The organism is Bacillus sp. YKCMOAS1 (genome assembly GCF_030268125.1).
Classification (GTDB): Bacteria; Bacillota; Bacilli; order Bacillales; family Bacillaceae; genus Bacillus; species Bacillus safensis.
Window position 1 is genome coordinate 612,112 of the sequence record NZ_BSEI01000001.1, and the last position, 21,009, is coordinate 633,120.

Sequence of the window (21,009 nt, forward strand, 5' to 3'; positions counted from 1 at the left end):
CTAATTTCCTTAAATTATATCAGAATTCCAGTTAAATGGTGATTTAAATATTTGCAGGACGAACCACTTTTTATTATCACATGTAAAAAAATGAGTCCAACTCAATAGCTGAACTCATTTACGCCTTACTATCAATGACCAAACTGCGCTTCATGCAGTCTGCTGTACACCCCGCCCATTTGGATGAGTTCTTGGTGGCGGCCTTGTTCTTGAATGCCTTCTTCTGTTACGACGATGATACGATCGGCGTGCTTAATTGTAGCGAGGCGGTGGGCAATGACAAGTGTCGTCCTGCCGACAGCCAGTTCGCTTAGTGCATCCTGTATAGCTTTTTCTGTTTCTGTATCAAGTGCTGATGTGGCTTCATCTAAAATAAGAATTGAAGGATTTTTTAGGAACATCCGCGCAATCGACAGGCGCTGCTTTTGACCGCCTGACAATTTGACGCCGCGCTCGCCTATGACAGTATTTAATCCTTCTGGAAAACGCTGAACGAGTTCCTCTAAATGCGCACGACGTACAGCCTCCCAAATCTCTGCATCGCTGGCTTCTAGGTTGCCGTATGCGATGTTTTCTCGAATGGTGCCTGAGAATAAAAAGACATCCTGCTGCACAATGCCGATCTGCTGTCTTAAAGAAGAGAGGGTCATCGATTTTGTACTCACGCCATCAATCGTAATCTCCCCTTCAACCACATCATAAAAACGTGGCAGCAAACTACAAATCGTCGATTTTCCGGCTCCTGAGGGCCCGACAAACGCAACGGTTTCTCCTTGTTTGATCTTCAAATCGATATCCTTTAACACATGACTGTGCTCATCGTAGCCAAATGTCACGTTTCGATATTCAATTTCACCTTTCAGCCCAAATACATCACGAGCTCCTTCTGTATCCTTCACATCTGGCTCTGTTTCAAGTAAGTCGACATAGCTTTTAAAGCCAGCAATGCCTTTTGGATACATTTCAATCACTGTGTTAATCTTATCAATCGGTCTGAATAAGACGTTTGTAATCAGAACAAACGCGATAAATCCACCTGCCGTTAATTGACCCTGCAGAACAAACCATGTCCCTGCTAGAAGGACAAACAGTGTCACAAGACGTGTCAGAATGTAACTGATTGAGCCGTTAACCGACATGATTTTATATGAAAGAAGCTTCGCTTTCCGAAAGCGGTTGTTGTTTTCAGCAAAACGCTTTTTCTCGAAATGTTCGTTGGCAAAGGCTTGAACAAGACGAATACCGCCGATATTGTTTTCAACCCTTGCATGAAAGTCTCCAATGTCATTGTTCAGCTGTGTAATCGCCTGTGTCATCTTTTTATTAAAATGAAGGGCAAGCCAAATGATGACGGGCATGATCAAGAAGGTTAAAATGGCAAGCTGCCAGTTAATCATTAGCATGACAGCAAAGGCGCCAAGAATCGTCATAATCGCAATAAACAAATCCTCAGGTCCGTGATGAGCCACCTCACCAATGTACATGAGGTCATTTGTCATCCGAGACATAAGCTTACCCGTTTTGTTGTTATCAAAAAACTTAAATGAGAGACGCTGAAAATGATCAAACAGCTTCTTCCTCATATCTGTTTCAATATTGATGCCAAGCATGTGTCCCCAGTACGACACAATAAATTGCATCACTGAGCTGAGGGCATAAATGATAAACAGAGCAAGTGCGGTCCAGGCAATGACTGTCCAGTTCCCTGTTGGTAATAACGTATCAATGAAGTAGTTCACGATCAGCGGGAAACCAAGTTCCATTAATCCAACTGCGACAGCGCAAAAGAAATCTAAAAAGAACAGACCGCGATAGGGCCTGTAATAGGCGAAAAAGCGTTTTAGCATATGTAAAAGGACCTCATTTCCTCTATAATTGATAATCATTTTCAATTATAGAGGAATTCTCTGCAAAATACTAGATCAGGAAATGATTTCTTTGACTGGAAATCCTCATAATACGCCAGAAAACAATCGAGCAAATGATTCCTTCAACCGCTCTTTTAAGCCTCTTTTATAAAAATGAACAGGACCCATTTGCTCACATTCCTTCATATCTTCCTCATAGTGGGCCATCAATTGCTCAATTGGCTTTTTCGCAGCTGTAAAGACATTGACCTCAAAATTAAGCTGAAAGCTTCTCATATCAACATTTGCAGTGCCGACAGAGGCGAGTTCTCCATCTGCGATCATCACCTTTTGATGCATGAACCCTTTTTGATAGTGATACACCTTGATGCCCTCTTTTAGAAGCTCAGAAAAATAGGAACGTGTGGCATATTGCGTGAGAAATCCGTCATTGATCTCCGGTACCATCACCCGCACATCCACCCCTCTCGTGGCAGCGATTTTGAGCGCAGTGCGAATTGATTCGTTTGGTACAAAGTAAGGTGTGGCAATCCAGACAAATTGTTTCGCATTAGATATGAGGGCATCATATAAATCACTCATACTTTCTTTCATATCAGGTCCAGTTGGTACAACCTGAATGACATCCTCTCCGGTCACAGGATGCGGCGTATGATACTTCGGATCATCAATTAATACTTCATCTGATACGTATTCCCAGTCAAGCATAAAAACGGAGTGAAGGGTCTGAACAGCCTCTCCCTTTAACATGGCATGCGTATCACGCCAAAAGCCGATCTTTTCATCCCGTCCTACGTATTCCTTGCCAACATTTAACCCTCCAACAAACCCTGTTTCTCCATCAATAATGACGATTTTTCGATGATTTCTGAAATTGAATTTTTGGTTAAAAAATCCATATTTTAAAGGTAGAAAAGGAGCGACCTTAACCCCTGCCTGCTTCAAGCGTTTAATATCTTTTCGTGAGAAACGAATGCTACCTGCCGCATCATATATGAAGCGGACCTCTACCCCTTCTTTCACTTTTTCAATTAAAATCTCCATCATTCGGTGGCCGAGGAAATCAGATTTAAACATGTAATATTCAATATGAATGAATGATTTTGCTTTTTTTAACTCTTCAAAAATTCGGGGAAACGTCTCCTCTCCATTCTTTAAAATGTCCATATCACTATTTGTATTCACATGCATGCCTGTAGCTTTTTCTGTGTATTGAAAAAAACCACGCTGATTATCGGTTAAACGTGATTCATCCGGCTTGCTCTCAAGCTCAGATATTCTTCTTAATTTTTCACGGTTATACATTCTCTTTGATTTGAATAAATGACCTTTTACATAGAGCTGCCCTGAGAACAGATAGAACATATAGCCGATGATCGGGAAAAAAACCAGCACATATATCCATAACAACGTGTGCTGTGATGTACGGTTCTCCAGCATGAGTGAGACGATACTAAATAAAATAATGGCGATATAAATCGCTGCGTACAGCTGAACGCTCCACGCCGGCACAGTCCACCAATACACCACATATGCCCCGAATATCATAAAATATAAAAATAAAAATTCCAGTCTTCTCTTTTTCACATTCTCCGCCCTCATTCTGTCTTTTTCTCTTCCATACCCTTTGGACAGCTTGTATGAAACGCACGACCCATTCCTTTCTCCTAGCCTTTACAGACTTGCGCTATTTGATCCGATATAATAGACAAATATGTGATGGAAAGGAAGATCTGTTATGCATACCCCCTCACCTCTTGAAAAAGGAAGCCATATACGTGTCATTGCCCCAAGCCGAAGTGCCAGCATTTTATCAGAAGAAGGAATTTCTCAAGCGAAAAAACGTTTAGAGTCTTTAGGCTTCACTGTCTCTTTGGGACAGCATGTGTTTGAATGTGACCTTCATTCCTCATCGTCTATTGAACACCGATTGTCTGATCTGCATGAGGCGTTCAGAGATAATGATGTCGATGGTATTTTAACAGCCATCGGAGGCTTCAACTGCAATGAACTTTTGCCTTATATTGATTACGACTTGATCCGTCAGCATCCTAAAGTCCTTTGCGGCTATAGTGACATCACTGCACTTGCAAACGCCATTACAGCGAAATGTGATATGGTGACATATTCTGGCCCCCATTTCTCAAGCTTTCAAATGGAGCAGGGACAGGAGGAGCAGACTGCCATGTTTCAAACTTGCTTGATGAACGGCGGCGAACCGTTTGATGTGATTCCATCGACAAAATGGAGTGATGATGCTTGGTATCTCGATCAAGCGAACAGGCAGTTTCATCCGACGAAATGGAACATATATCAGGAAGGAACAGCTGAAGGCACCTTGTATGGTGGAAACCTTTGTACACTGAACTTACTGCAAGGGACATCATTTATGCCGAATGTAAAGGATGCGATCTTATTTGTGGAGGATGATGAGCTGGTGTTCCCTGAAACGTTCGCCAGAGACCTTACCTCCCTCTTGCAGCAAGCACAATCAATCAAAGGATTGATCATCGGACGCTTTCAGAAGAAATCCAAGATGACAGAGGAACATTTAAGATTCATTCTTGATAAACACCCAATGCTCAAACACATCCCAGTGATTTACGATGTCGATATCGGACATACACAGCCCGTCTTCACCTTCCCGATTAGCGGAAACGTTCAGCTAGCGTGTACAAAAGGAGACATAAAGCTGCGCATTCATTCATAACTAAAGGCAAAAAAGCACCCGAATAGGCGGTGCTTTTTTCTATGCCGCCATCTTTTTTAAAATTTTTTTAGAAAAAGTGATCCAACCCTTCATTCCCTTCGTTAAGTAGATGTAAAAAGAAAAGAGAGGAGGCAAAAATATGTTTTCTGATGTACTTAGCCAATTATTTGATTCTATTTCTAACATCATCAACACACTTGGATAATTCCATTTGACGCACACATACTACATGCTTACCGAAGGAAGGGAGGCTGCACTCTATGTTCTCTGATGTACTTAGCCAATTATTTGATTCTATTTCTAACATTATTAATACGCTTGGATAATTTTCAAAACCCGCTATCTCTTGAGGATAGCGGGTTTTTTATATGAAAAAGCCCCACTCATTCAATAGAGTGGGGCTTTCTTTCATTTCATTACATCTTTTCCGGAGCCGATACACCAATTAGTTTTAATGCATTAGCGAGCGTGATTTGTGTTGCTTTCATGAGTGAAAGACGTGCTGTTGTTTTTGTTTCGTTTTCTACATCGATGACCTTCTCGGCATTGTAGAAGCTGTGAAGGGCTGATGCAAGGTCGTAAATATAGTTCGTCACGCGGTGCGGAATACGTTTTTCAGCTGCTTCTGCTACAACTTCTGGGAAGCTGCCAATGATTTTCAGAAGATCGTATTCTTTTTCCGATTGAATGTGAGAGAAATCGGCTTTTTCAAGGTTTGGTTCGTAGCCTTTTTCTTCTCCTTGACGCAGCATGCTGCAAATTCTCGCATGCGCATATTGTGCATAGTACACAGGGTTTTCGTTAGACGTAGAAATGGCTAGGTCTAGGTCAAAGTCCATATGTGTCGCCGCACTTCTCATCGCAAAGAAATAACGAGTCGCATCTAAGCCGACTTCTTCAATGAGATCACGCATTGTGACAGCTTTTCCTGTACGCTTACTCATCTTCATCTTTTCACCGTTTTTGTAAAGATGCACAAGCTGGATAATTTCTACTTCAAGCTTGCCAGCTGGATATCCAAGTGCTTGGATCGCCGCTTTCATTCGAGGGATATAGCCGTGATGGTCCGCTCCCCAAATGTTAATGAGCTGGTCAAAGCCTCTGTCCAATTTGTCTTTATGATATGCGATGTCTGGAAGCAGGTAAGTGAAACTGCCGTCTTTTTTAATCAGCACACGGTCCTTGTCATCGCCAAAATCAGTTGAACGCAGCCATGTTGCGCCGTCTTCTTCAAAGACATAGCCTTTTTCACGAAGTGTTTCCAGCGCTGGTTCGATTTTTCCGTTCTCATATAAAGAGGTTTCTGAATACCATACATCAAATGGCACACGGAAATTCTCAAGGTCTACACGTAATTTCTCTAATTCGTATTTCAATCCGTATTCACGGAAGAACTTCATCCGCTCTTCTTCCGGTTCATGAACGAAACGGTCACCAAATTCATCCGCAAGCTTTTGCCCGATGCCTTTGATGTCTTCCCCTCTGTAGCCGTCTTCAGGCATTTCTTTTTCAAGACCGAGTGCCTCAAAATAACGTGCTTCGACAGATAAAGCGAGATTATTGATTTGATTCCCTGCATCGTTGATATAGTATTCACGGCTCACATCGAACCCTGCTTTATCAAGGATGTTGCAAAGGGAATCTCCTACAGCTGCTCCGCGGGCATGTCCAAGGTGAAGGTCACCTGTTGGGTTGGCTGAGACGAATTCGACTTGCACCTTTTGACCGCCGCCTGTATTCGTTTCGCCATAAGCTTCTTTTGCTTCAAGGACAGCTGGAATCAGCTTTGTTAAATACTGATTGTTCATATAAAAGTTAATGAATCCTGGACCTGCGATATCCAGTTTTTCAATGGAAGCTTTCCCTTTATCAAACGCATTGACGATGTCTTCTGCGATTTGACGAGGTGCTTTTTTCGCAATGCGGGCAAGCTGCATCGCCATGTTGGTAGAGTAATCACCGTGAGTTTTGTCTTTCGGCACTTCTAAAAGGACATCTGGCACCTGGCTTTCATCGGCAAGTCCTGCTTTGACGACTGCCGCAATGATTTCTTCTTTTAACGCATCTTTGACCTGTTCTGCGATATTCATGAACGTAAATCCTCCTTATACGAAATCGATAATGTATGTAAATGCTTTTGATCTTCTCCTGTCAGCATATCGTACGTAATGTGTAGCAGTCCCTTGTCCACATCGAGATCAATGCCATGTGTGTGCACATCTAACTGAAGTGTACCGAATGGCATCGTGTAATGTGTGACGGTCGTTTCTCCAATGAGAAAGCGCTGCTTCATTTGAATAGCCCCTGATCTCATGACAAAAATTTCTTTTTCACTCATTTTCACAACGGTTTTTACTTGACCCATTTCATGTTCTTCATGGTAAGTGAGATACGTTTTGTCATTCTTCTCTTGATACGTTCCAGTCGTGCGGAATTCGATCGTTTCAGCCGGCTCCGTCTCTGGTTTCATCACTGACTTTACATGAATTGAAATTTGGTTTTGTGTCATTTTGCACTTCCTTTGCTAAGACCCGTTTAACTAAAATAGTATACCATATTCATGATCGCCTATCATACCATCATTTCTCTTCTTCACGGCGATTAAACTTCGTTTTTCATCTTAAGCCATCCCTTTAGAAAAAAAGAAAAATGCAACTGACCAATACGACAAGTCCAGCCTTTACGCCTAAGTCTTTTCTTTTCAATAAATAAAAAAGAGCCTGTATGCCTGAACTTGCCAAAAATGCCTGAAAAAAATCAAATGGTGCGATTTGATCCTTTTTAAATACCACCTGCATGAATAACGCAATGGCCGTCAGATAGAAAAAACCTCGATCCTGAAATAAACCAACTAACTCTTCCTTTGCTTCCTTTTTCGAAGCAAAGACAGGCGGATCAGCTGCGAGCTCTCGTTTCAGTGTGAGAAAGCCTGCCGCTAATACGCAAAAAGCGAGGGACACCATCAATATTGAAGAAAACATGAGCTGCCTCCTTTAAGTTTGATCAATGTAAAAAAAGAGCTTGTCCACATGAGATGACAAGCTCCTCTATCAACTAATTATTTCACAAATCCAAGCAGCATTTCGCGTAAAAGCTTACTCGCTGTATTCGCTGTTTGGTCAGAGTGATCATATACAGGTGCTACCTCGACAAGGTCTGCCCCGACTACTTGGACGTCAGATCCTGCAATCGCATGAATGGATGCAAGCAGCTCTTTTGATGTAATACCGCCAGCATCTACCGTTCCTGTACCAGGTGCATGGGCTGGGTCAAGTACATCAATATCGATCGTCACATATACTGGACGCCCTTTTAGCTTTGGCAATACTTGCTTCAATGGCTCCAGCACTTCAAATTTAGAAATGTGCATACCCGCTTCTTTTGCCCATTCAAATTCTTCTTTCATTCCAGAACGGATGCCGAAAGAAAATACATTTTCTGCTCCAATAAGTCCTGCAACTTTACGAATTGGTGTTGAATGTGAAAGCGGCTCACCTTCATATTCCTCACGAAGATCTGTATGTGCGTCCATATGGATGATCACCAAATCAGGGTATTTCTTATACATCGCACGGAAAACCGGCCAAGACACGAGATGCTCGCCGCCCATTCCTAATGGAAACTTTCCTTTTTCTAAAATGCTGTCGACATACTCTTCAATTAAATCTAAGCTCTTTTGTGCATTCCCAAAAGGAAGTGGGATGTCCCCCGCATCAAAGAATGGCACCTCGTGCAGCTCACGATCTAAATAAGGGCTGTATTCCTCTAAACCGATCGATACTTCACGAATGCGGTTCGGACCGAAACGTGAACCTGGGCGGTAGCTAACTGTCCAGTCCATCGGCATGCCGTATAAAATGACCTTTGCATCTTCCCATGTCGGATGACTTCCAATAAACACTTTTCCTGAATAAGCCTCGTCGAATCTCATGCAAGATTCCTCCTTTAACGCTTCAAAAAATGCGCAAACTGTCATTTGCGCATTCCCATTTCGCTTGATTTATTTGATTAAGTCGCTCACAAATTTCGGCAGAACGAATGCCGCTTTGTGCAATTCTTTTGTGTAATATTTCGTATCAATATCAAAGAAACGGCTGTCTTCTACAGCAAGTGGATCATATTTTTTAGAACCGATGGTGAATGTCCAAAGACCGCTTGGATACGTTGGAATATTCGCTGTGTAAAGCTTCGTAATTGGGAAAATTTCTTTTACATCACGCTGTACATTTGTAATCAGCTCCGGTGTAAACCAAGGGTTGTCCGTTTGTGCAACGAAAATACCGTCTTCTTTGAGTGCCTTTGAGATTCCTGCGTAAAATCCTTTAGAGAATAGGTTCACAGCTGGTCCAACTGGCTCAGTTGAGTCCACCATGATCACATCATACTCGTTTTCAGCTTCAGCAATGTGCATAAAGCCGTCTCCGACTTTGACATCTACACGAGGATCGTCTAGTTTCCCAGCAATAGAAGGAAGGAATTTTTTCGAGTATTCGATAACCTTTCCGTCAATATCAACAAGTGTCGCTTTTTTCACACTTGGGTGTTTGAGAATCTCACGAATAACACCGCCGTCTCCTCCACCTACGACAAGAACATTTTCCGGGTTTGGATGAGTGAAAAGAGGAACATGAGCTACCATTTCGTGGTATACAAACTCATCTTTCTCAGATGTCATCACCATGCCGTCTAAAAACAGCATATTGCCAAACTCTTCTGTTTCCACCATTTCTAAATGCTGAAAGTCTGTTTGTTCTGTGTGAAGGGTTTTGTTCACCTTCAATGTAATACCAAAATTCTTCGTTTGCTTCTCTGTATACCAAAGTTCGCTCATTGTTCATCTTCCTCTCATCCAATAATAAACAAACATCTATTGTTAGCGCCTTTTATCGGCTTTGACTATATCGATTGTCCAAGAAAAAAGTATAGTGGATTCATATCAAATTGTAAAGAACCGCATGAGTTCCCTTCATTTTTTAAAGCGCTCCTGCAATCGTTTGTTTAAAACGGTTTTCTTTGTTCCATACTGATAAAAAACCGTCAAAATGGGGGCTTTGCATGGACACAATCATGAGTAATAAAAAAATCCGCATGACCGTGAAAACGATTCGAGCCTGTTTTTTTATCGGCTTGCTCGCTTTTCTATTTGCAGGCACTGTCTTTTTGACGATTCTATTAATAGCTAAATGGCAAGGTGCCCCTTCTGTTCAAGTTCCCCAATCCACGACCATTTATGCAGCTGATGGGTCAAAGCTTGGAGAATCCAGTTTTGGAGAAAAGAGATATTGGGTGCCATTAAAGAATATGTCTCCTCATATGAGACAGGCTGTTGTGGCTGTTGAGGATAAAACCTTTTATGAGCATCATGGCTTTGATGTGAAACGGATGGCAGGTGCTGCGGTGGCCGATATTCGTGCCATGGCTAAGGTACAAGGTGCCAGCACGATCACCCAGCAGTATGCACGAAATCTGTATTTAGATCATGATAAAACGTGGAAGCGGAAGTGGAATGAAGCCTTTTACACGATTCGTTTAGAGCAAAACTATACAAAAGATGAGATTTTAGAAGGATACTTGAACACCATTTATTATGGTCACGGAGCGTACGGTGTGGAAGCAGCGTCACGTCTGTATTTCGGAAAAAAAGCAAAGAACTTAACCCTCGCTGAATCTGCCCTTCTAGCCGGTATCCCAAAGGGGCCTTCTCTCTATTCCCCTTATGTGAATGAGGAGAAAGCCGGAGCAAGAAAGAATATGATTTTGAGACAAATGCAAGAGGATGGCATGATTACGAAAAAAGCAGCCGATGACGCTGCGAAAGAAAAGCTGTCCTATCGCCCTTTGCAGAAGAAGCAGCTGCAAGCAAAGCAAGCCCCGTATTTTTATGACGATGTGATTCGAGAGTTGAAACAAAGCTTGGGGTTAACAGAGGAACAGATCGAAACCTATGGACTTCATATCCAAACGACCCTTAATCCAGAATTACAGAAAATCGCAGAAAAGACGTTAAAAAACACGATGAATTCCAAATCAGATATCCAAATTGGCTTTGCCGCCATCCATCCTCAAACAGGGCATGTACTTGCCCTCATAGGTGGGAGAGATTATGAGAAAAGTCCATTCAATCGGGTGACACAAGCAAAAAGGCAGCCCGGTTCAACCATGAAACCCCTTCTTTATTACATTGCCTTGCAAAACGGGTTTACACCCGCAACCGTCATGCGCAGTGAGGAAACGGTGTTTGAACTGGATGATCAAGGCAGCGGTGCGGCTTATTCACCAAGCAATTATCACGGCTATTACGCCAATGACGGCATTACAATGCTACAAGCTTTAGCGCTGTCTGATAATATTTACGCTGTAAAGACCCATCTATTTTTAGGAATGGAGCAGCTTGTACGTGCTGGCAAGACATTTGGAATCAAGGAGAAACTAGACCAAGTACCATCTCTTGCTCTAGGCACGTCTCCTGTGAAACCCATCGAAATGACCAATGCTTACGCCATGCTGGTCAATGGCGGAAAACGCGTCAAACCAACCTTTATTACGAAAGTAACCGACGCAAAAGGCAATGTGCTTTTTGAAGAGAAACAAAAACGAGAACAAATCCTCGATGAAAAAGCAGCCTTTGTCACTACCGATATGATGTCAGGAATGTTCAACGATCAATTAAATGGCTATACAAGTGTCACAGGTCGCACCATTATAAAGGAACTTACACGAACATACGGAGGGAAATCCGGGACAACAGGAGCCGACAGCTGGATGATCGGCTTCTCTCCCCAGCTCGTCACAGGTGTATGGACTGGCTATGATAAAGGCCGCACCATTGACTCAGTCGAAGAAACGGCCTATGCGAAAAAAATATGGGCTTCCTTTATGGAATCAGCCCTCTCGAAGCAGCCAGCCTCCTCCTTCATGCCGCCTGACGGTGTCAAAGGGGTATATATCAATCCAAAAACTGGCGATCTCGCAGGACCAGGATGTGAATCAAAGGTATTCACCTATTTTATAGAAGGAACAGAGCCGACAGGTCTCTGCTATGGTGCTGAGGACAAAGCCTCTGAACAGGAACCAGTTCAAGATCAAAAGCCAAAGAAATGGTGGGAAAAGTGGCTGAAACGTTAAAAAAAGACATGAAAAACCCCGAGATCAATATCTCGGGATTCTCCATGTCCTAGCTTTAACACCAGTTTACTCAAAAAACGGATGGATTTGGTAGCGATCCGCCATTCTTCACAAAAATTTCACAATTATTCAGGGACAGCCAATCCTTCTTTTAATTCATCTGTCGATGCGTCCCATAGCGCTTCATTGTGACCCTTTAAGAAATCAGCCAGCACCTTTTTGGATACGTCATCCATATGACTGACAACGATTTTTCGCTTCATCGATTTATCCATTAAATTCACATGCTCTGGAAGTGACTTATACCCGCGGCGAATCGAACGGTCAACGGTCATCTCACAAGCCGTCACCCCTGCATAATAAGGGCCTTCTTCTCTGCGGTCAATCGTCACCCATACGAGCCAATAAGGCTTTCCGTTTGGCACCTCTTCTTTTGTTTTCAAAAATTTAATTCCTTTTTCGACGGCACTTCTTGCATGCATGGCACCAATATCAATGACAGCTTCCTTTTCCTCTACATCAATGATGACTGGCGAGATATTATCAAGACTGAGGGCACCTGCCCCAAAGCCTCCATGTCCGTCGGTTGCATCTGTTTTTTTAATGATGTTAAAACCAATTGGTTTCTTCTTTTTACCTTCCATTCATTAAACCTCCTAAAGCAGCGGCTTCAAAATAAGATTAAACCAGTATATGATTTGATCCCGCATTCCGATCAATGGACCAAACACAAACTGACCCAGCGGTGTGATCACGAATATGAGAAAAATAATGATCCCATATTGTTCAAATTGCGTCATTTTCGCACGAATACCAGGACTGACCACGTCCTCAATGATACGATATCCATCCAGCGGCGGAAGCGGCAATAAGTTAAATAGGAACAAAATGACGTTCAAGTTAATAAAGATCTGGAAGAAATAATCGACTCCCGGCTCAAAGCGCATGATCCATTCCCCGCCAAACTTCTGAAGAAGCACATACACAAGAAAGCCCAAAAACGCCAGCACTAAGTTACTTAATGGCCCAGCAATGGAGACACAAATCCCTGCTAAACGCGGTTTTTTAAAATGGTAACGATTCACTTGTACAGGTCTCGCCCAGCCAAACCCCGCCACAAAGATCAAAATCGTCCCGAATATATCGAGATGCTTAAGTGGATTTAACGTCAGTCTCCCTTGATTCTTAGCCGTCGGGTCTCCGAAACGGTACGCAACATATGCATGTGCCAGCTCGTGCATCGTAAATGCAACAACAAGCGTAATGGCGACATATGGAATAAGTTCTAATGGATAAACAAGAAATTGGTTCAAAGGCATGAATCCCTCTTTCTTTCTATACAATGATTTACTTCATTCAGTATACTATAAGAAGTCCCTTAAACTAAAGGGAAGCGTAGCATTAAAGGAAAAAGGAGGTTTTCGCATTGCCGATTGTCACCGTTCAAATGCTTGAAGGAAGAACAGACGAGCAGAAAAGAGCTCTAGTGGAGAAAGTCACTGATGCCGTTGTGGAAACAACAGGCGCAGGTGCAGAAAAAGTATCTGTTATTATTGAAGAAATGAAAAAAGAACACTATGCCGTAGCAGGAAAGCGAATGAGCGACCTGTAAGCATATAAAAAGGACAAACACCTAAGGTGTTTGTCCTTTGTCTTCTTTCTTATCTGTACCAAGCTTTATTACGGTTCACTTGATTTTTATGAGCCGCATCAAAGTAGTCAACTGTGTAGGAATAATCATAATTCATTAAGCAGACAATGCCGCTTCCTTGAGGGTCATGCGGTAAGCCAAAGTTATGGCCGTATTCATGTGTGGCCGCTTTTGCTGTATTCGCTGTTCCTTGGTCAAGGTTCACGGCGAATGCACTTCCGCTTGGTGCACTATTGTAGACATAAGCGATTCCGCCAGCATCAAAGTTTGGATTTGCTGTAAATCCAGTGACAAAGTCGTATCCTCTGCCATCAAAGCTGCGCGCAAGGTTGGAAAGAATTTGTGATGAATTTGATCCCGAAGACGTCCAAGATCCTACTGCCTGTACAACAAAGTCCACATCATGATCACGGTTAAACGTGACATCTGCTTGCTCGATGATGTTGACAATCCGTGTTTGCCAGTCACTATATTTCGCACGATACTGCGCATCAGCAACCGCATAGACAGTGACCTTCTGACTGCCTGTACTTGCTTTTGTTGAAATTGAATCTCCTGTATTGGCCTTAAAGGTTCTCGAGCCTACCTGCTTACCAGACTCATCTAATACCTTTGTTGTCACATCTCGCTCAATTGGAGGTGCTGCCGTCAAATCTTTAAAATCGTTTGCTTTTGGCAACCCCTCACCAATGTGGGTTTCGAACGGCGCATGACCATGATCATGCCCATGACCAGCACTCGCTACTGGTGCTGAAGCTGAACTTACTCCCGGTAACAAACTACCTACCAATAAAAATGACAAAAAGACTGAACGCTTTTTCATTCCTATCCCTCCTTTGTTTTTCACAAAGTTATATATTCACTGAAAATTCACCATTTTCCTTCTCTTCAGTCAAAAACAGGGAATTAGATGCACAGGAAAAAAGTCGAATTACGTCATTTTCACTAATTTTTCAGATATTTTGACACACATTTCATCGAAAAATAGCGCTTTTGGTCTGGGTCATTTACTTAGTAAACATCCATATTTTTAAGAAATCATATCATGGACCTAACGACACATCTGAAAGAAACAAAAAATGATATTAGAAAAGATAAAGTCACACTTTACTGATACCAATTATACTTCTCTGCGGTTCTGCCTTATGATGAAGAACATAAAACATTGCTACCTCAAACAGAAGGGACGATCGGCATGACTGGAAAACAGCACATACAATTTGGATTAATGTTACATGGCCCAGGGGGTCACATGAATGCATGGAAGGATGAATCGGTTCCAGCAGATGCAAGTGTTAACATTGATTATTATCAAGCGATGACAAAAAAGGCAGAATCAGCGGGTTTCCGTTTTGTTTTTGTTGCAGATGGTTTATATATCCACGAACATTCAATTCCTCATTTCTTGAACCGATTTGAACCATTAACCATCTTATCTGCGCTTGCCACAGTCACCAAACAGATTGGACTTGTGGGTACTGTATCCACTTCATACAGTGAGCCCTTTACCATTGCCAGACAATTTGCTTCCTTGGACAAATTAAGTAAAGGCCGGGCAGGCTGGAATGTTGTGACTTCCCCATTAGAGGGCTCTGCTGAAAATCACATCATCCGTTCGCACCCAAGCCACTCACTTCGATATGAAATTGCAGAAGAGTACTTACATGTAGTGAACGGGCTTTGGAGCTCATGGGAAGAAGATGCTTTTGTAAGGGATCGTTCAACGGGGGTTTTCTTCGATCGAGATAAATTGCACACCTTAAACCATCATGGAAAACACTTTTCTGTCAAAGGTCCTTTAAATATTGAACGCTCTGAACAAGGGCAGCCCGTGATTTTCCAGGCAGGCGCTTCAGAGGCTGGAAAAGATCTAGCCGCAAAAGAAGCAGACGCTGTATTTACAAATGCCGATTCACTTGAAAAGGCAAAAGCCTATTACCGCGACGTGAAAAATAGAGCCGAAGCGTTTGGGCGAAAACCATCTGATATCAAAATATTCCCTGGCATCCACCCGATTACAGGAAGAACAGTCGAAGAAGCAGAAGAAAAATATGAAGCCATTAAACATCTAGTCTCTATTGAAGAAGCTCTGCATTATCTGGGCCGATTCTTTGACCACTTGGACTTCAGTCAATTCCCGCTTGATGAACCTTTTCCTGATATAGGTGACGCTGGGTCAAACAGCTTCCAATCCACAACAGAGTCCATTAAGAAAATGGCCAAAGAGCAAAACCTGACCTTAAGAGAAGTCGCTTTACAAGTGACCACGCCCAAAAGTGCCTTTTTCGGCACTTACGAACAAGTAGCTGACAAATTAATTCAATGGATCGAAGAGGATGCCGCAGATGGATTTATTTTTGGCGCTCCGATTTTAGCTAGTGGTTTATCCGAATGGACGGAGCACGTCATTCCGATATTAGTCGAAAGAGGATATTACGATCCAAATTATCCAGCTCATACCCTTCGCGAAAACTTAGGCCTGCCCATTAAGAAGAATCAATTTCTGAAACAAACAGTGAAATAAACTTGAAAGAGGGGCTAGCATAAAGGCTAACCCCTCTTTTTATGATGGTTGGTGCTGGTGCAATCGACTTTCAATGAGATCAATGAACTGGAGCACAGCTCTTCCAGGCGTATCATTTGTTTTCCTCAATAGACCAACTGGCGGGGAAACTTGAATGCCCTTTATTTCTAATACCTTCGTACCGGGGAGTGTAAAAGAATGAGCCGTTCGTGTAAATAGAGATACTCCTAAGCCCGCCTGAACATAGTGTTTATGGGACATGCTGCTAGTAATCTCTAATTTCTTGTAATTTGTCCCAATGACATCGACGATTTGTTGTTCAATTTGGATACGTATGGGGCAATTGTGAGGTGTGAATAGTATAGTCTCATTTTCTAAATCAGTTACCTCCACTGCCTCTTTTTCTGCCAATCGATGGGAAGACGGGACCAGTAGCACGATATCATCTTGAAAAAGAGGCTTATAGCTATTTTCCATCGAAGCTTCTGGTGCGCCGCAAATCGCAAAATCAATCTCATCATGGGAAAGCAAGGAACTCAGTGTATTCGCATCTGCTACTTGCACAGAAAATTCTACATTCGGAAACCTTTCCTTGAATTCTGCAAGGAGCGCCGGGAACTCTAAACTGGCAGTAGGCTCAGAAACACCGATGCGAATTAATCCCGCAATGCCCACTTCTAAATCTTGGAGCGTTTTCGTCAGTTTCTCATATTCATTGAGTAAAGAATTGGCTCTTTCATAAAAAAGCTGTCCTGATGCTGTTAACTTTAAGGTCTTCCCTCTCTCTAGAAGCTTCTCTCCAATCTCCTCTTCTAAATGCTTGATGTGCAAGGTAATGGTTGGCTGAGAATAATTCAGTGCTTCTGCTGCTTTTAAAAAATTCCCATATTTCACGATGGTGGCAAAGGTGCGGATCGCACGAATCTCCATAAAAACCCCTCTTTTCTCTATATTTTAAATAACTGAATCGTGTATTTATGATTACTAATTATACTTTTCAATTGGTTTGCCTTATTATAATTTATATTATCAACTATTCCAAGTTGTTTAGAAGGAATTATGTGAAATGGAGGAGACGAAATGACGAAAGTAACGATTATAGCAGGCGGACACTCCGTCCAATCTCGATTAACCGGTATTCTGCAGCATGTTCAGCAGCATTTAACGATCAATGGAATCGATGTACATATCATTCAAGTTCACCAGCTGCCTAGCAGCGCACTAATACGTGCGGACTTTTCAAACGAAGAGATTGTCAAGGCCATTGAACTTGTGAATGAGAGTGACGGTGTCATTGTGTTAACGCCTGTCTACAAAGCGTCATTTTCCGGTATTTTAAAAACGTTTTTAGATTTACTTCCACAGAAAGCGTTGCAAGGAAAACCCGTCCTTCCGTTCGTTTTAGGAGGAACCTACGGTCACCTGCTCGTCATTGAATATGCTCTTAAACCGATTATTCATCAACTTGGTGCAACGGTTGTTCAATCTGGCGTGTATGTAGTGGATCAACAGGTCACAAAGCAGGAATCAGGTGATTATTTACTTGATTCAGATGCCTCAAACAGGTTAAACCTCGCATTATCTCAATATCAAAGTCTGATAGGAGGAACAGCCAATGTCGTTCATCCTTAGTATTCTTGATCAAAGCCTTGTCGGTGAAAACGAGAACGCAGAGACGGGCATTCAGCATACTGTCAGATTGGCTGAAGCAGCGGATCAGCTTGGCTATCACAGGTTTTGGGTGTCTGAACATCACAATAACCCTCAAGTAGCAGGTTCTTCCCCTGAAGCTCTCGCTGGCTATCTCTTAGCAAAAACAAACAACATACGCATTGGGTCTGGCGGTGTAATGCTTCAGCATTACAGTCCGTTTAAGGTGGCTGAAACATTTCACGTCCTGGCATCATTAGCGCCTGGAAGGGTCGATTTAGGTGTTGGGAAAGCACCGGGAGGACTGAACCTATCGACACAAGCTCTTCAGGAAGATTATCAGGCGTCACGGAAGGATTTTTCTCAAAAATTAGTGGATCTCAACACCTATCTGACGGAACATACAAATGACTTGAATGCTCAGCCCATCCCGCGCATATCACCTGACATCTTCCTTTTAGGGGGAAGTACGGAGAGTGCTGAATTCGCAGCAAAACTTGGTATCTCCTTTGTGTTTGCCTTCTTTATTAATGGAGATGAAGCCTTATTAAAAGATGCAAGAGAGACCTTCCAAACATATCAGAAAGCGGGCGCCCGCCAGCAGTTCCTTCTTGCCATCACCGTTTCTGTAGCTGAAGATCACGAACAGGCACTCTCGCACATCAAACAAAAGGAAACAGTAAAGGTCTCCTTTTCCGATGGAAGAAAGCTGAATGTCACATCGTTAGAGGATGCAGAAAAACTGGTGAAAGAAACGGAGAAGGAACACTACAACATTCACGTACAAAAAGCCGGCTACACCGCTGGCACAAAAGAAACCGTTCATCACAGGCTGACTGAGCTATCCGAGTCATACGATATCAATGAATTCATCGTGCTGTCGCCAATCGTAGATATTGATAAAAGGATCACGTCTATTACTTTATTAAAAGAAGCACTTGATCAAGAACAAACAAACCAAAAACCAATCAATCAAGAGGTGAACGTCTAATGTCAAACAGTCAAAAAATCATTTTATGGAGCAAAAATGGATGCAGTTATTGCAAGAACATTCAATCCTACTTCAACGAACAGCAGATTCCTTTTTCAACGATTGATGTCACAGAGCATGACGATTACAGAAACATTTTAGAAGCAAAATACGGTGTCCGTTATGTGCCTGTAGTTGAGATCAGTCAAGATTCCAATGTGTATCAAGCATTGCTGAATCCAGATATCGAGACTTTAAGAAAAGCGTTAATCTGACATTACATTTTGAATGGAGGTTTGTCATGAGTCGAGATATTTTTCGCATCGCTACCGAAGAAGATGCACCAGCTTTTTTAGAATTGCTGTCCAGTGCATTTAAACCGCTTGGTGAAATGGGCATCGATTGGCCATCCACGAACGCCACACTGGAAATGGTCACAGAAAACATTAAACAGTCCGCTGCCGTTGTATTAGAACGAGACGGCCGGCTCATATCTACCATCACCATACGTTTTCCTTGGGAAAGCACTGAGCCGGTCTCAGGCTATCCATTTGTTTGGTGGTTTGCGACAGCTCCTGATTTAGCCGGTCAAGGGATTGGAAATAAACTGCTCGATTATGTAGAAAACACCTTGCTTCGGCAGACATATAAAGCGCCTGCATATACACTGGGCACTTCTGGCCGGAAACACCCTTGGCTTTTAGAGATGTACGAACGAAAAGGATATACAAAATATATTGAACGCGAGGCTGAAAATGGAGATTTAGGTGTTTTGATGTATAAAGTGCTTATCCCTGAGCGCTTTGATCCAGACATTCTAGGGGCACCACCCGCAGAAGAAAAAGTCGAAACGACTTCTACATAGGAGGTGATTCAACGTGGGTGAGTTTTTCAAATGGGAGTACGTGGTCACTCTCTTTCCTAAAGTGTTATCAGCCCTTCCAACGACCTTGCTGATTGTTTTATTTGCCACTTTGATTGGCGGCTTTCTTGGATTCATCCTTGCTTATTTTCGAATTGAGCGCATTCCTGTTCTGCACCAACTCAGTGCAGTCTATGTCTCATTTATTCGCGGAACGCCTATCCTGGTTCAAATGTTTATTGTCTTTTATGGTCTGCCAGGTGTGCTCGCAGCAATTGGCCTTGATATCTCCATGTGGAACAAATTGATCTTTCTTTATATTACATATGGACTCAATACAGCTGCCTACTTTTCAGAAATATTCCGATCAGCCTTATCGAGTGTCCCAGCATCTCAATATGAAGCGGCTGCCTCGATTGGAATGACGAAATGGCAGATTTATAGAAGGACACTCATTCCTCAAGCAGGGAGAATCGCGCTCCCGAATATTGGCGTGGCTATTGTCAACTTATTACAAAATACCTCCCTCGCCTTCACACTGGGCGTGATGGATATTATAGGAAAGGTCCAAACATTAGGGGCTTTATACTATCGCGTTTTAGAAGGATACTTTATTGCTGCCGTTATATTTATCATTTTAAGTCTGCTGCTGGAAAAAGCGTTTGACCTATTGGAAAAACAGATTAATACACCGAAAACAAGGAAGCAGCGTCAGACGACATTCGTTTCCTTAAAAAGACCCGAAACAGCTTTCACAGTCGAAAAGCGTGCGAAGTAAAACGAGGAGGATTTCACATGAAAAATAACAAACAATTCAAAAAACATTACATCATCGGTCTGCTTACACTCGGCTCACTGCTGCTTGCTGCCTGCGGAAATGCAGAACAATCGAGTGGAAACAAAGCGGAAGTAGCGAATAATGATCCAGATGCGAAAGAAATCATCGTTGGCACAGGGAACGCTTATCAGCCTTTCGTTTACTTAGATGAAAACGGTCAACTAACAGGCTATGAGAAGGCTGTATTAGATGAAGTGGATCAGCTGCTTCCACAATATAAGTTTAAATATGAATCCTTCGAATTTAAAAATATTCTGCCCGCTTTAGATGCTGGCAAAGTAGATCTCGCTGCCCATCAATATGAAATCAATGATGAGCGCCAGAAGAAGTATCTATTTGGAAAAGTTGGCTACACAGATTATACAAGCTATGTGGTTGTTGATAAAGCCTCCGGTCATGATTTTCAAAGCCTTGACGATTTGGCTGGACACAAAGTGCACACCTCTACAGGAAGTAATTTCGCTTATCTTCTTGAGCAATATAACAAAAAGCATGATCGGAAAATTGACATTGTCTACGGAGATGGCGGGAACGAGATTCTCGTCAAAAACCTTCAAAATGGCACAGTCGATGCGGCCCTGCTCACAAAGTATGACGTCAACAAGCTAAACAAACAATTTAATGCCAATCTAGTCACCTCTGGAAAGCCTGTAAACGTATCTAAAACGTATTATCTTTATCAAAAAAACAATACGAAACTTCAAAAAGACATTGATCAAGCATTACAAAAACTAATCGATAACGGCAAGCTCGCTGAATTGTCTAAGAAAATATTGGGCGGAGACTTTACTACATCATAAGAAAGGAGCGA

21 protein-coding genes are annotated in these 21,009 nt (G+C 42.4%); 10 read left to right on the forward strand and 11 right to left on the reverse strand.

Annotation, left to right across the window (positions count from 1 at the left end; all coding sequences use genetic code 11):
• Nucleotides 1-131: 131 nt before the first annotated feature.
• Nucleotides 132-1,847: an ABC transporter ATP-binding protein gene (locus QSJ46_RS03150; RefSeq protein WP_285604265.1), complete on the reverse strand. Its 1,716-nt coding sequence runs from the start codon at nt 1,845-1,847 to the stop codon at nt 132-134.
• Nucleotides 1,848-1,952: 105 nt separating this feature from the next.
• A complete protein-coding gene (gene cls, locus QSJ46_RS03155; protein WP_249117613.1) occupies nt 1,953-3,470 on the reverse strand; it encodes a cardiolipin synthase in 1,518 nt (505 codons plus the stop codon).
• 136 nt (nt 3,471-3,606) lie between these two features.
• On the opposite strand from cls, the gene QSJ46_RS03160 reads away from it, so the two are divergent.
• Entirely contained in the window at nt 3,607-4,578 is a 972-nt protein-coding gene (locus QSJ46_RS03160) for a S66 family peptidase (protein WP_285604266.1), read from the forward strand.
• Between the two features lie 416 nt (nt 4,579-4,994).
• Here QSJ46_RS03160 and argS read toward each other — a convergent pair whose 3' ends face one another.
• The 5 genes from argS to speE form a co-directional block, all read right to left on the reverse strand.
• On the reverse strand, nt 4,995-6,668 hold the full coding sequence (argS, locus tag QSJ46_RS03165) for an arginine--tRNA ligase (protein ID WP_058838538.1): 1,674 nt from the start codon (nt 6,666-6,668) through the stop codon (nt 4,995-4,997).
• A complete protein-coding gene (locus tag QSJ46_RS03170) occupies nt 6,665-7,087 on the reverse strand; it encodes a YwiB family protein (RefSeq protein ID WP_003215400.1) in 423 nt (140 codons plus the stop codon). The genes argS and QSJ46_RS03170 overlap by 4 nt, the downstream gene beginning before the upstream one ends.
• A 124-nt stretch (nt 7,088-7,211) precedes the next feature.
• Nucleotides 7,212-7,559 (reverse strand): hypothetical protein, encoded by a 348-nt coding sequence (locus tag QSJ46_RS03175; RefSeq protein ID WP_107162928.1) that lies wholly within the window; start codon nt 7,557-7,559, stop codon nt 7,212-7,214.
• A 77-nt stretch (nt 7,560-7,636) separates the two neighbouring features.
• The gene (gene speB / locus QSJ46_RS03180; protein WP_285604267.1) at nt 7,637-8,509 is read right to left on the reverse strand and encodes an agmatinase; all 873 of its coding nucleotides are present in this window, start codon (nt 8,507-8,509) and stop codon (nt 7,637-7,639) included.
• A gap of 69 nt (nt 8,510-8,578) precedes the next feature.
• Nucleotides 8,579-9,409, reverse strand: a complete 831-nt coding sequence (gene speE, locus QSJ46_RS03185) for a spermidine synthase (protein ID WP_047202571.1) — start codon at nt 9,407-9,409, stop codon at nt 8,579-8,581.
• 224 nt (nt 9,410-9,633) lie between these two features.
• Between speE and QSJ46_RS03190 the strand changes: the two genes are divergently transcribed.
• Nucleotides 9,634-11,703 carry a transglycosylase domain-containing protein gene (locus tag QSJ46_RS03190; protein ID WP_212039609.1) on the forward strand — a complete coding sequence of 690 codons (2,070 nt, stop codon included), beginning with the start codon at nt 9,634-9,636 and terminating at the stop codon, nt 11,701-11,703.
• A gap of 125 nt (nt 11,704-11,828) precedes the next feature.
• On the opposite strand, the gene QSJ46_RS03195 is transcribed toward QSJ46_RS03190, so the two are convergent.
• A complete protein-coding gene (locus QSJ46_RS03195) occupies nt 11,829-12,347 on the reverse strand; it encodes a YwhD family protein (protein WP_039182196.1) in 519 nt (172 codons plus the stop codon).
• 12 nt (nt 12,348-12,359) lie between these two features.
• Nucleotides 12,360-13,022 (reverse strand): site-2 protease family protein, encoded by a 663-nt coding sequence (locus tag QSJ46_RS03200; RefSeq protein ID WP_285604268.1) that lies wholly within the window; start codon nt 13,020-13,022, stop codon nt 12,360-12,362.
• A 107-nt stretch (nt 13,023-13,129) separates the two neighbouring features.
• Between QSJ46_RS03200 and QSJ46_RS03205 the strand changes: the two genes are divergently transcribed.
• Nucleotides 13,130-13,315: a 2-hydroxymuconate tautomerase gene (locus QSJ46_RS03205; RefSeq protein ID WP_003214939.1), complete on the forward strand. Its 186-nt coding sequence runs from the start codon at nt 13,130-13,132 to the stop codon at nt 13,313-13,315.
• Nucleotides 13,316-13,364: 49 nt separating this feature from the next.
• Here QSJ46_RS03205 and QSJ46_RS03210 read toward each other — a convergent pair whose 3' ends face one another.
• Nucleotides 13,365-14,177 carry a zinc-dependent metalloprotease gene (locus QSJ46_RS03210; RefSeq protein WP_041087780.1) on the reverse strand — a complete coding sequence of 271 codons (813 nt, stop codon included), beginning with the start codon at nt 14,175-14,177 and terminating at the stop codon, nt 13,365-13,367.
• A 372-nt stretch (nt 14,178-14,549) separates the two neighbouring features.
• On the opposite strand from QSJ46_RS03210, the gene QSJ46_RS03215 reads away from it, so the two are divergent.
• Nucleotides 14,550-15,878 carry an LLM class flavin-dependent oxidoreductase gene (locus QSJ46_RS03215; protein WP_212043513.1) on the forward strand — a complete coding sequence of 443 codons (1,329 nt, stop codon included), beginning with the start codon at nt 14,550-14,552 and terminating at the stop codon, nt 15,876-15,878.
• A gap of 39 nt (nt 15,879-15,917) precedes the next feature.
• Here the strand turns inward: QSJ46_RS03215 and QSJ46_RS03220 are convergent, their stop codons facing one another.
• The gene (locus tag QSJ46_RS03220; protein WP_144516263.1) at nt 15,918-16,808 is read right to left on the reverse strand and encodes a LysR family transcriptional regulator; all 891 of its coding nucleotides are present in this window, start codon (nt 16,806-16,808) and stop codon (nt 15,918-15,920) included.
• Nucleotides 16,809-16,958: 150 nt separating this feature from the next.
• Between QSJ46_RS03220 and ssuE the strand changes: the two genes are divergently transcribed.
• From ssuE to QSJ46_RS03250, 6 genes are read left to right on the forward strand one after another with little or no spacing between them, the layout of a single operon-like run.
• On the forward strand, nt 16,959-17,510 hold the full coding sequence (gene ssuE, locus QSJ46_RS03225; RefSeq protein ID WP_285604269.1) for an NADPH-dependent FMN reductase: 552 nt from the start codon (nt 16,959-16,961) through the stop codon (nt 17,508-17,510).
• Nucleotides 17,494-18,519, forward strand: a complete 1,026-nt coding sequence (locus tag QSJ46_RS03230; RefSeq protein WP_285604270.1) for an LLM class flavin-dependent oxidoreductase — start codon at nt 17,494-17,496, stop codon at nt 18,517-18,519. Before ssuE ends, QSJ46_RS03230 begins: the two co-directional genes overlap by 17 nt.
• On the forward strand, nt 18,519-18,773 hold the full coding sequence (locus QSJ46_RS03235) for a glutaredoxin family protein (RefSeq protein ID WP_047202581.1): 255 nt from the start codon (nt 18,519-18,521) through the stop codon (nt 18,771-18,773). Before QSJ46_RS03230 ends, QSJ46_RS03235 begins: the two co-directional genes overlap by 1 nt.
• A gap of 26 nt (nt 18,774-18,799) precedes the next feature.
• Nucleotides 18,800-19,363 carry a GNAT family N-acetyltransferase gene (locus QSJ46_RS03240; RefSeq protein WP_212043525.1) on the forward strand — a complete coding sequence of 188 codons (564 nt, stop codon included), beginning with the start codon at nt 18,800-18,802 and terminating at the stop codon, nt 19,361-19,363.
• A gap of 13 nt (nt 19,364-19,376) precedes the next feature.
• Nucleotides 19,377-20,138, forward strand: a complete 762-nt coding sequence (locus QSJ46_RS03245) for an amino acid ABC transporter permease (RefSeq protein ID WP_058838525.1) — start codon at nt 19,377-19,379, stop codon at nt 20,136-20,138.
• A gap of 17 nt (nt 20,139-20,155) precedes the next feature.
• Entirely contained in the window at nt 20,156-20,998 is an 843-nt protein-coding gene (locus QSJ46_RS03250) for a transporter substrate-binding domain-containing protein (protein WP_224929737.1), read from the forward strand.
• Nucleotides 20,999-21,009: the final 11 nt, after the last annotated feature.

Bases quoted from the DNA above. Each gene is read 5' to 3' on its own strand.
- QSJ46_RS03220 (WP_144516263.1), bottom strand. From the start codon at position 16,808: ATGGAGATTCGTGCGATCCGCACCTTTGCCACCATCGTGAAATATGGG.
- QSJ46_RS03160 (WP_285604266.1), top strand. From the start codon at position 3,607: ATGCATACCCCCTCACCTCTTGAAAAAGGAAGCCATATACGTGTCATT.
- speE (WP_047202571.1), bottom strand. From the start codon at position 9,409: ATGAGCGAACTTTGGTATACAGAGAAGCAAACGAAGAATTTTGGTATT.
- ssuE (WP_285604269.1), top strand. From the start codon at position 16,959: ATGACGAAAGTAACGATTATAGCAGGCGGACACTCCGTCCAATCTCGA.
- argS (WP_058838538.1), bottom strand. From the start codon at position 6,668: ATGAATATCGCAGAACAGGTCAAAGATGCGTTAAAAGAAGAAATCATT.
- QSJ46_RS03200 (WP_285604268.1), bottom strand. From the start codon at position 13,022: ATGCCTTTGAACCAATTTCTTGTTTATCCATTAGAACTTATTCCATAT.
- QSJ46_RS03215 (WP_212043513.1), top strand. From the start codon at position 14,550: ATGACTGGAAAACAGCACATACAATTTGGATTAATGTTACATGGCCCA.
- cls (WP_249117613.1), bottom strand. From the start codon at position 3,470: ATGAGGGCGGAGAATGTGAAAAAGAGAAGACTGGAATTTTTATTTTTA.
- QSJ46_RS03150 (WP_285604265.1), bottom strand. From the start codon at position 1,847: ATGCTAAAACGCTTTTTCGCCTATTACAGGCCCTATCGCGGTCTGTTC.
- QSJ46_RS03240 (WP_212043525.1), top strand. From the start codon at position 18,800: ATGAGTCGAGATATTTTTCGCATCGCTACCGAAGAAGATGCACCAGCT.
- QSJ46_RS03190 (WP_212039609.1), top strand. From the start codon at position 9,634: ATGGACACAATCATGAGTAATAAAAAAATCCGCATGACCGTGAAAACG.
- speB (WP_285604267.1), bottom strand. From the start codon at position 8,509: ATGAGATTCGACGAGGCTTATTCAGGAAAAGTGTTTATTGGAAGTCAT.
- QSJ46_RS03195 (WP_039182196.1), bottom strand. From the start codon at position 12,347: ATGGAAGGTAAAAAGAAGAAACCAATTGGTTTTAACATCATTAAAAAA.
- QSJ46_RS03210 (WP_041087780.1), bottom strand. From the start codon at position 14,177: ATGAAAAAGCGTTCAGTCTTTTTGTCATTTTTATTGGTAGGTAGTTTG.
- QSJ46_RS03175 (WP_107162928.1), bottom strand. From the start codon at position 7,559: ATGTTTTCTTCAATATTGATGGTGTCCCTCGCTTTTTGCGTATTAGCG.
- QSJ46_RS03230 (WP_285604270.1), top strand. From the start codon at position 17,494: ATGTCGTTCATCCTTAGTATTCTTGATCAAAGCCTTGTCGGTGAAAAC.
- QSJ46_RS03170 (WP_003215400.1), bottom strand. From the start codon at position 7,087: ATGACACAAAACCAAATTTCAATTCATGTAAAGTCAGTGATGAAACCA.
- QSJ46_RS03235 (WP_047202581.1), top strand. From the start codon at position 18,519: ATGTCAAACAGTCAAAAAATCATTTTATGGAGCAAAAATGGATGCAGT.
- QSJ46_RS03250 (WP_224929737.1), top strand. From the start codon at position 20,156: ATGAAAAATAACAAACAATTCAAAAAACATTACATCATCGGTCTGCTT.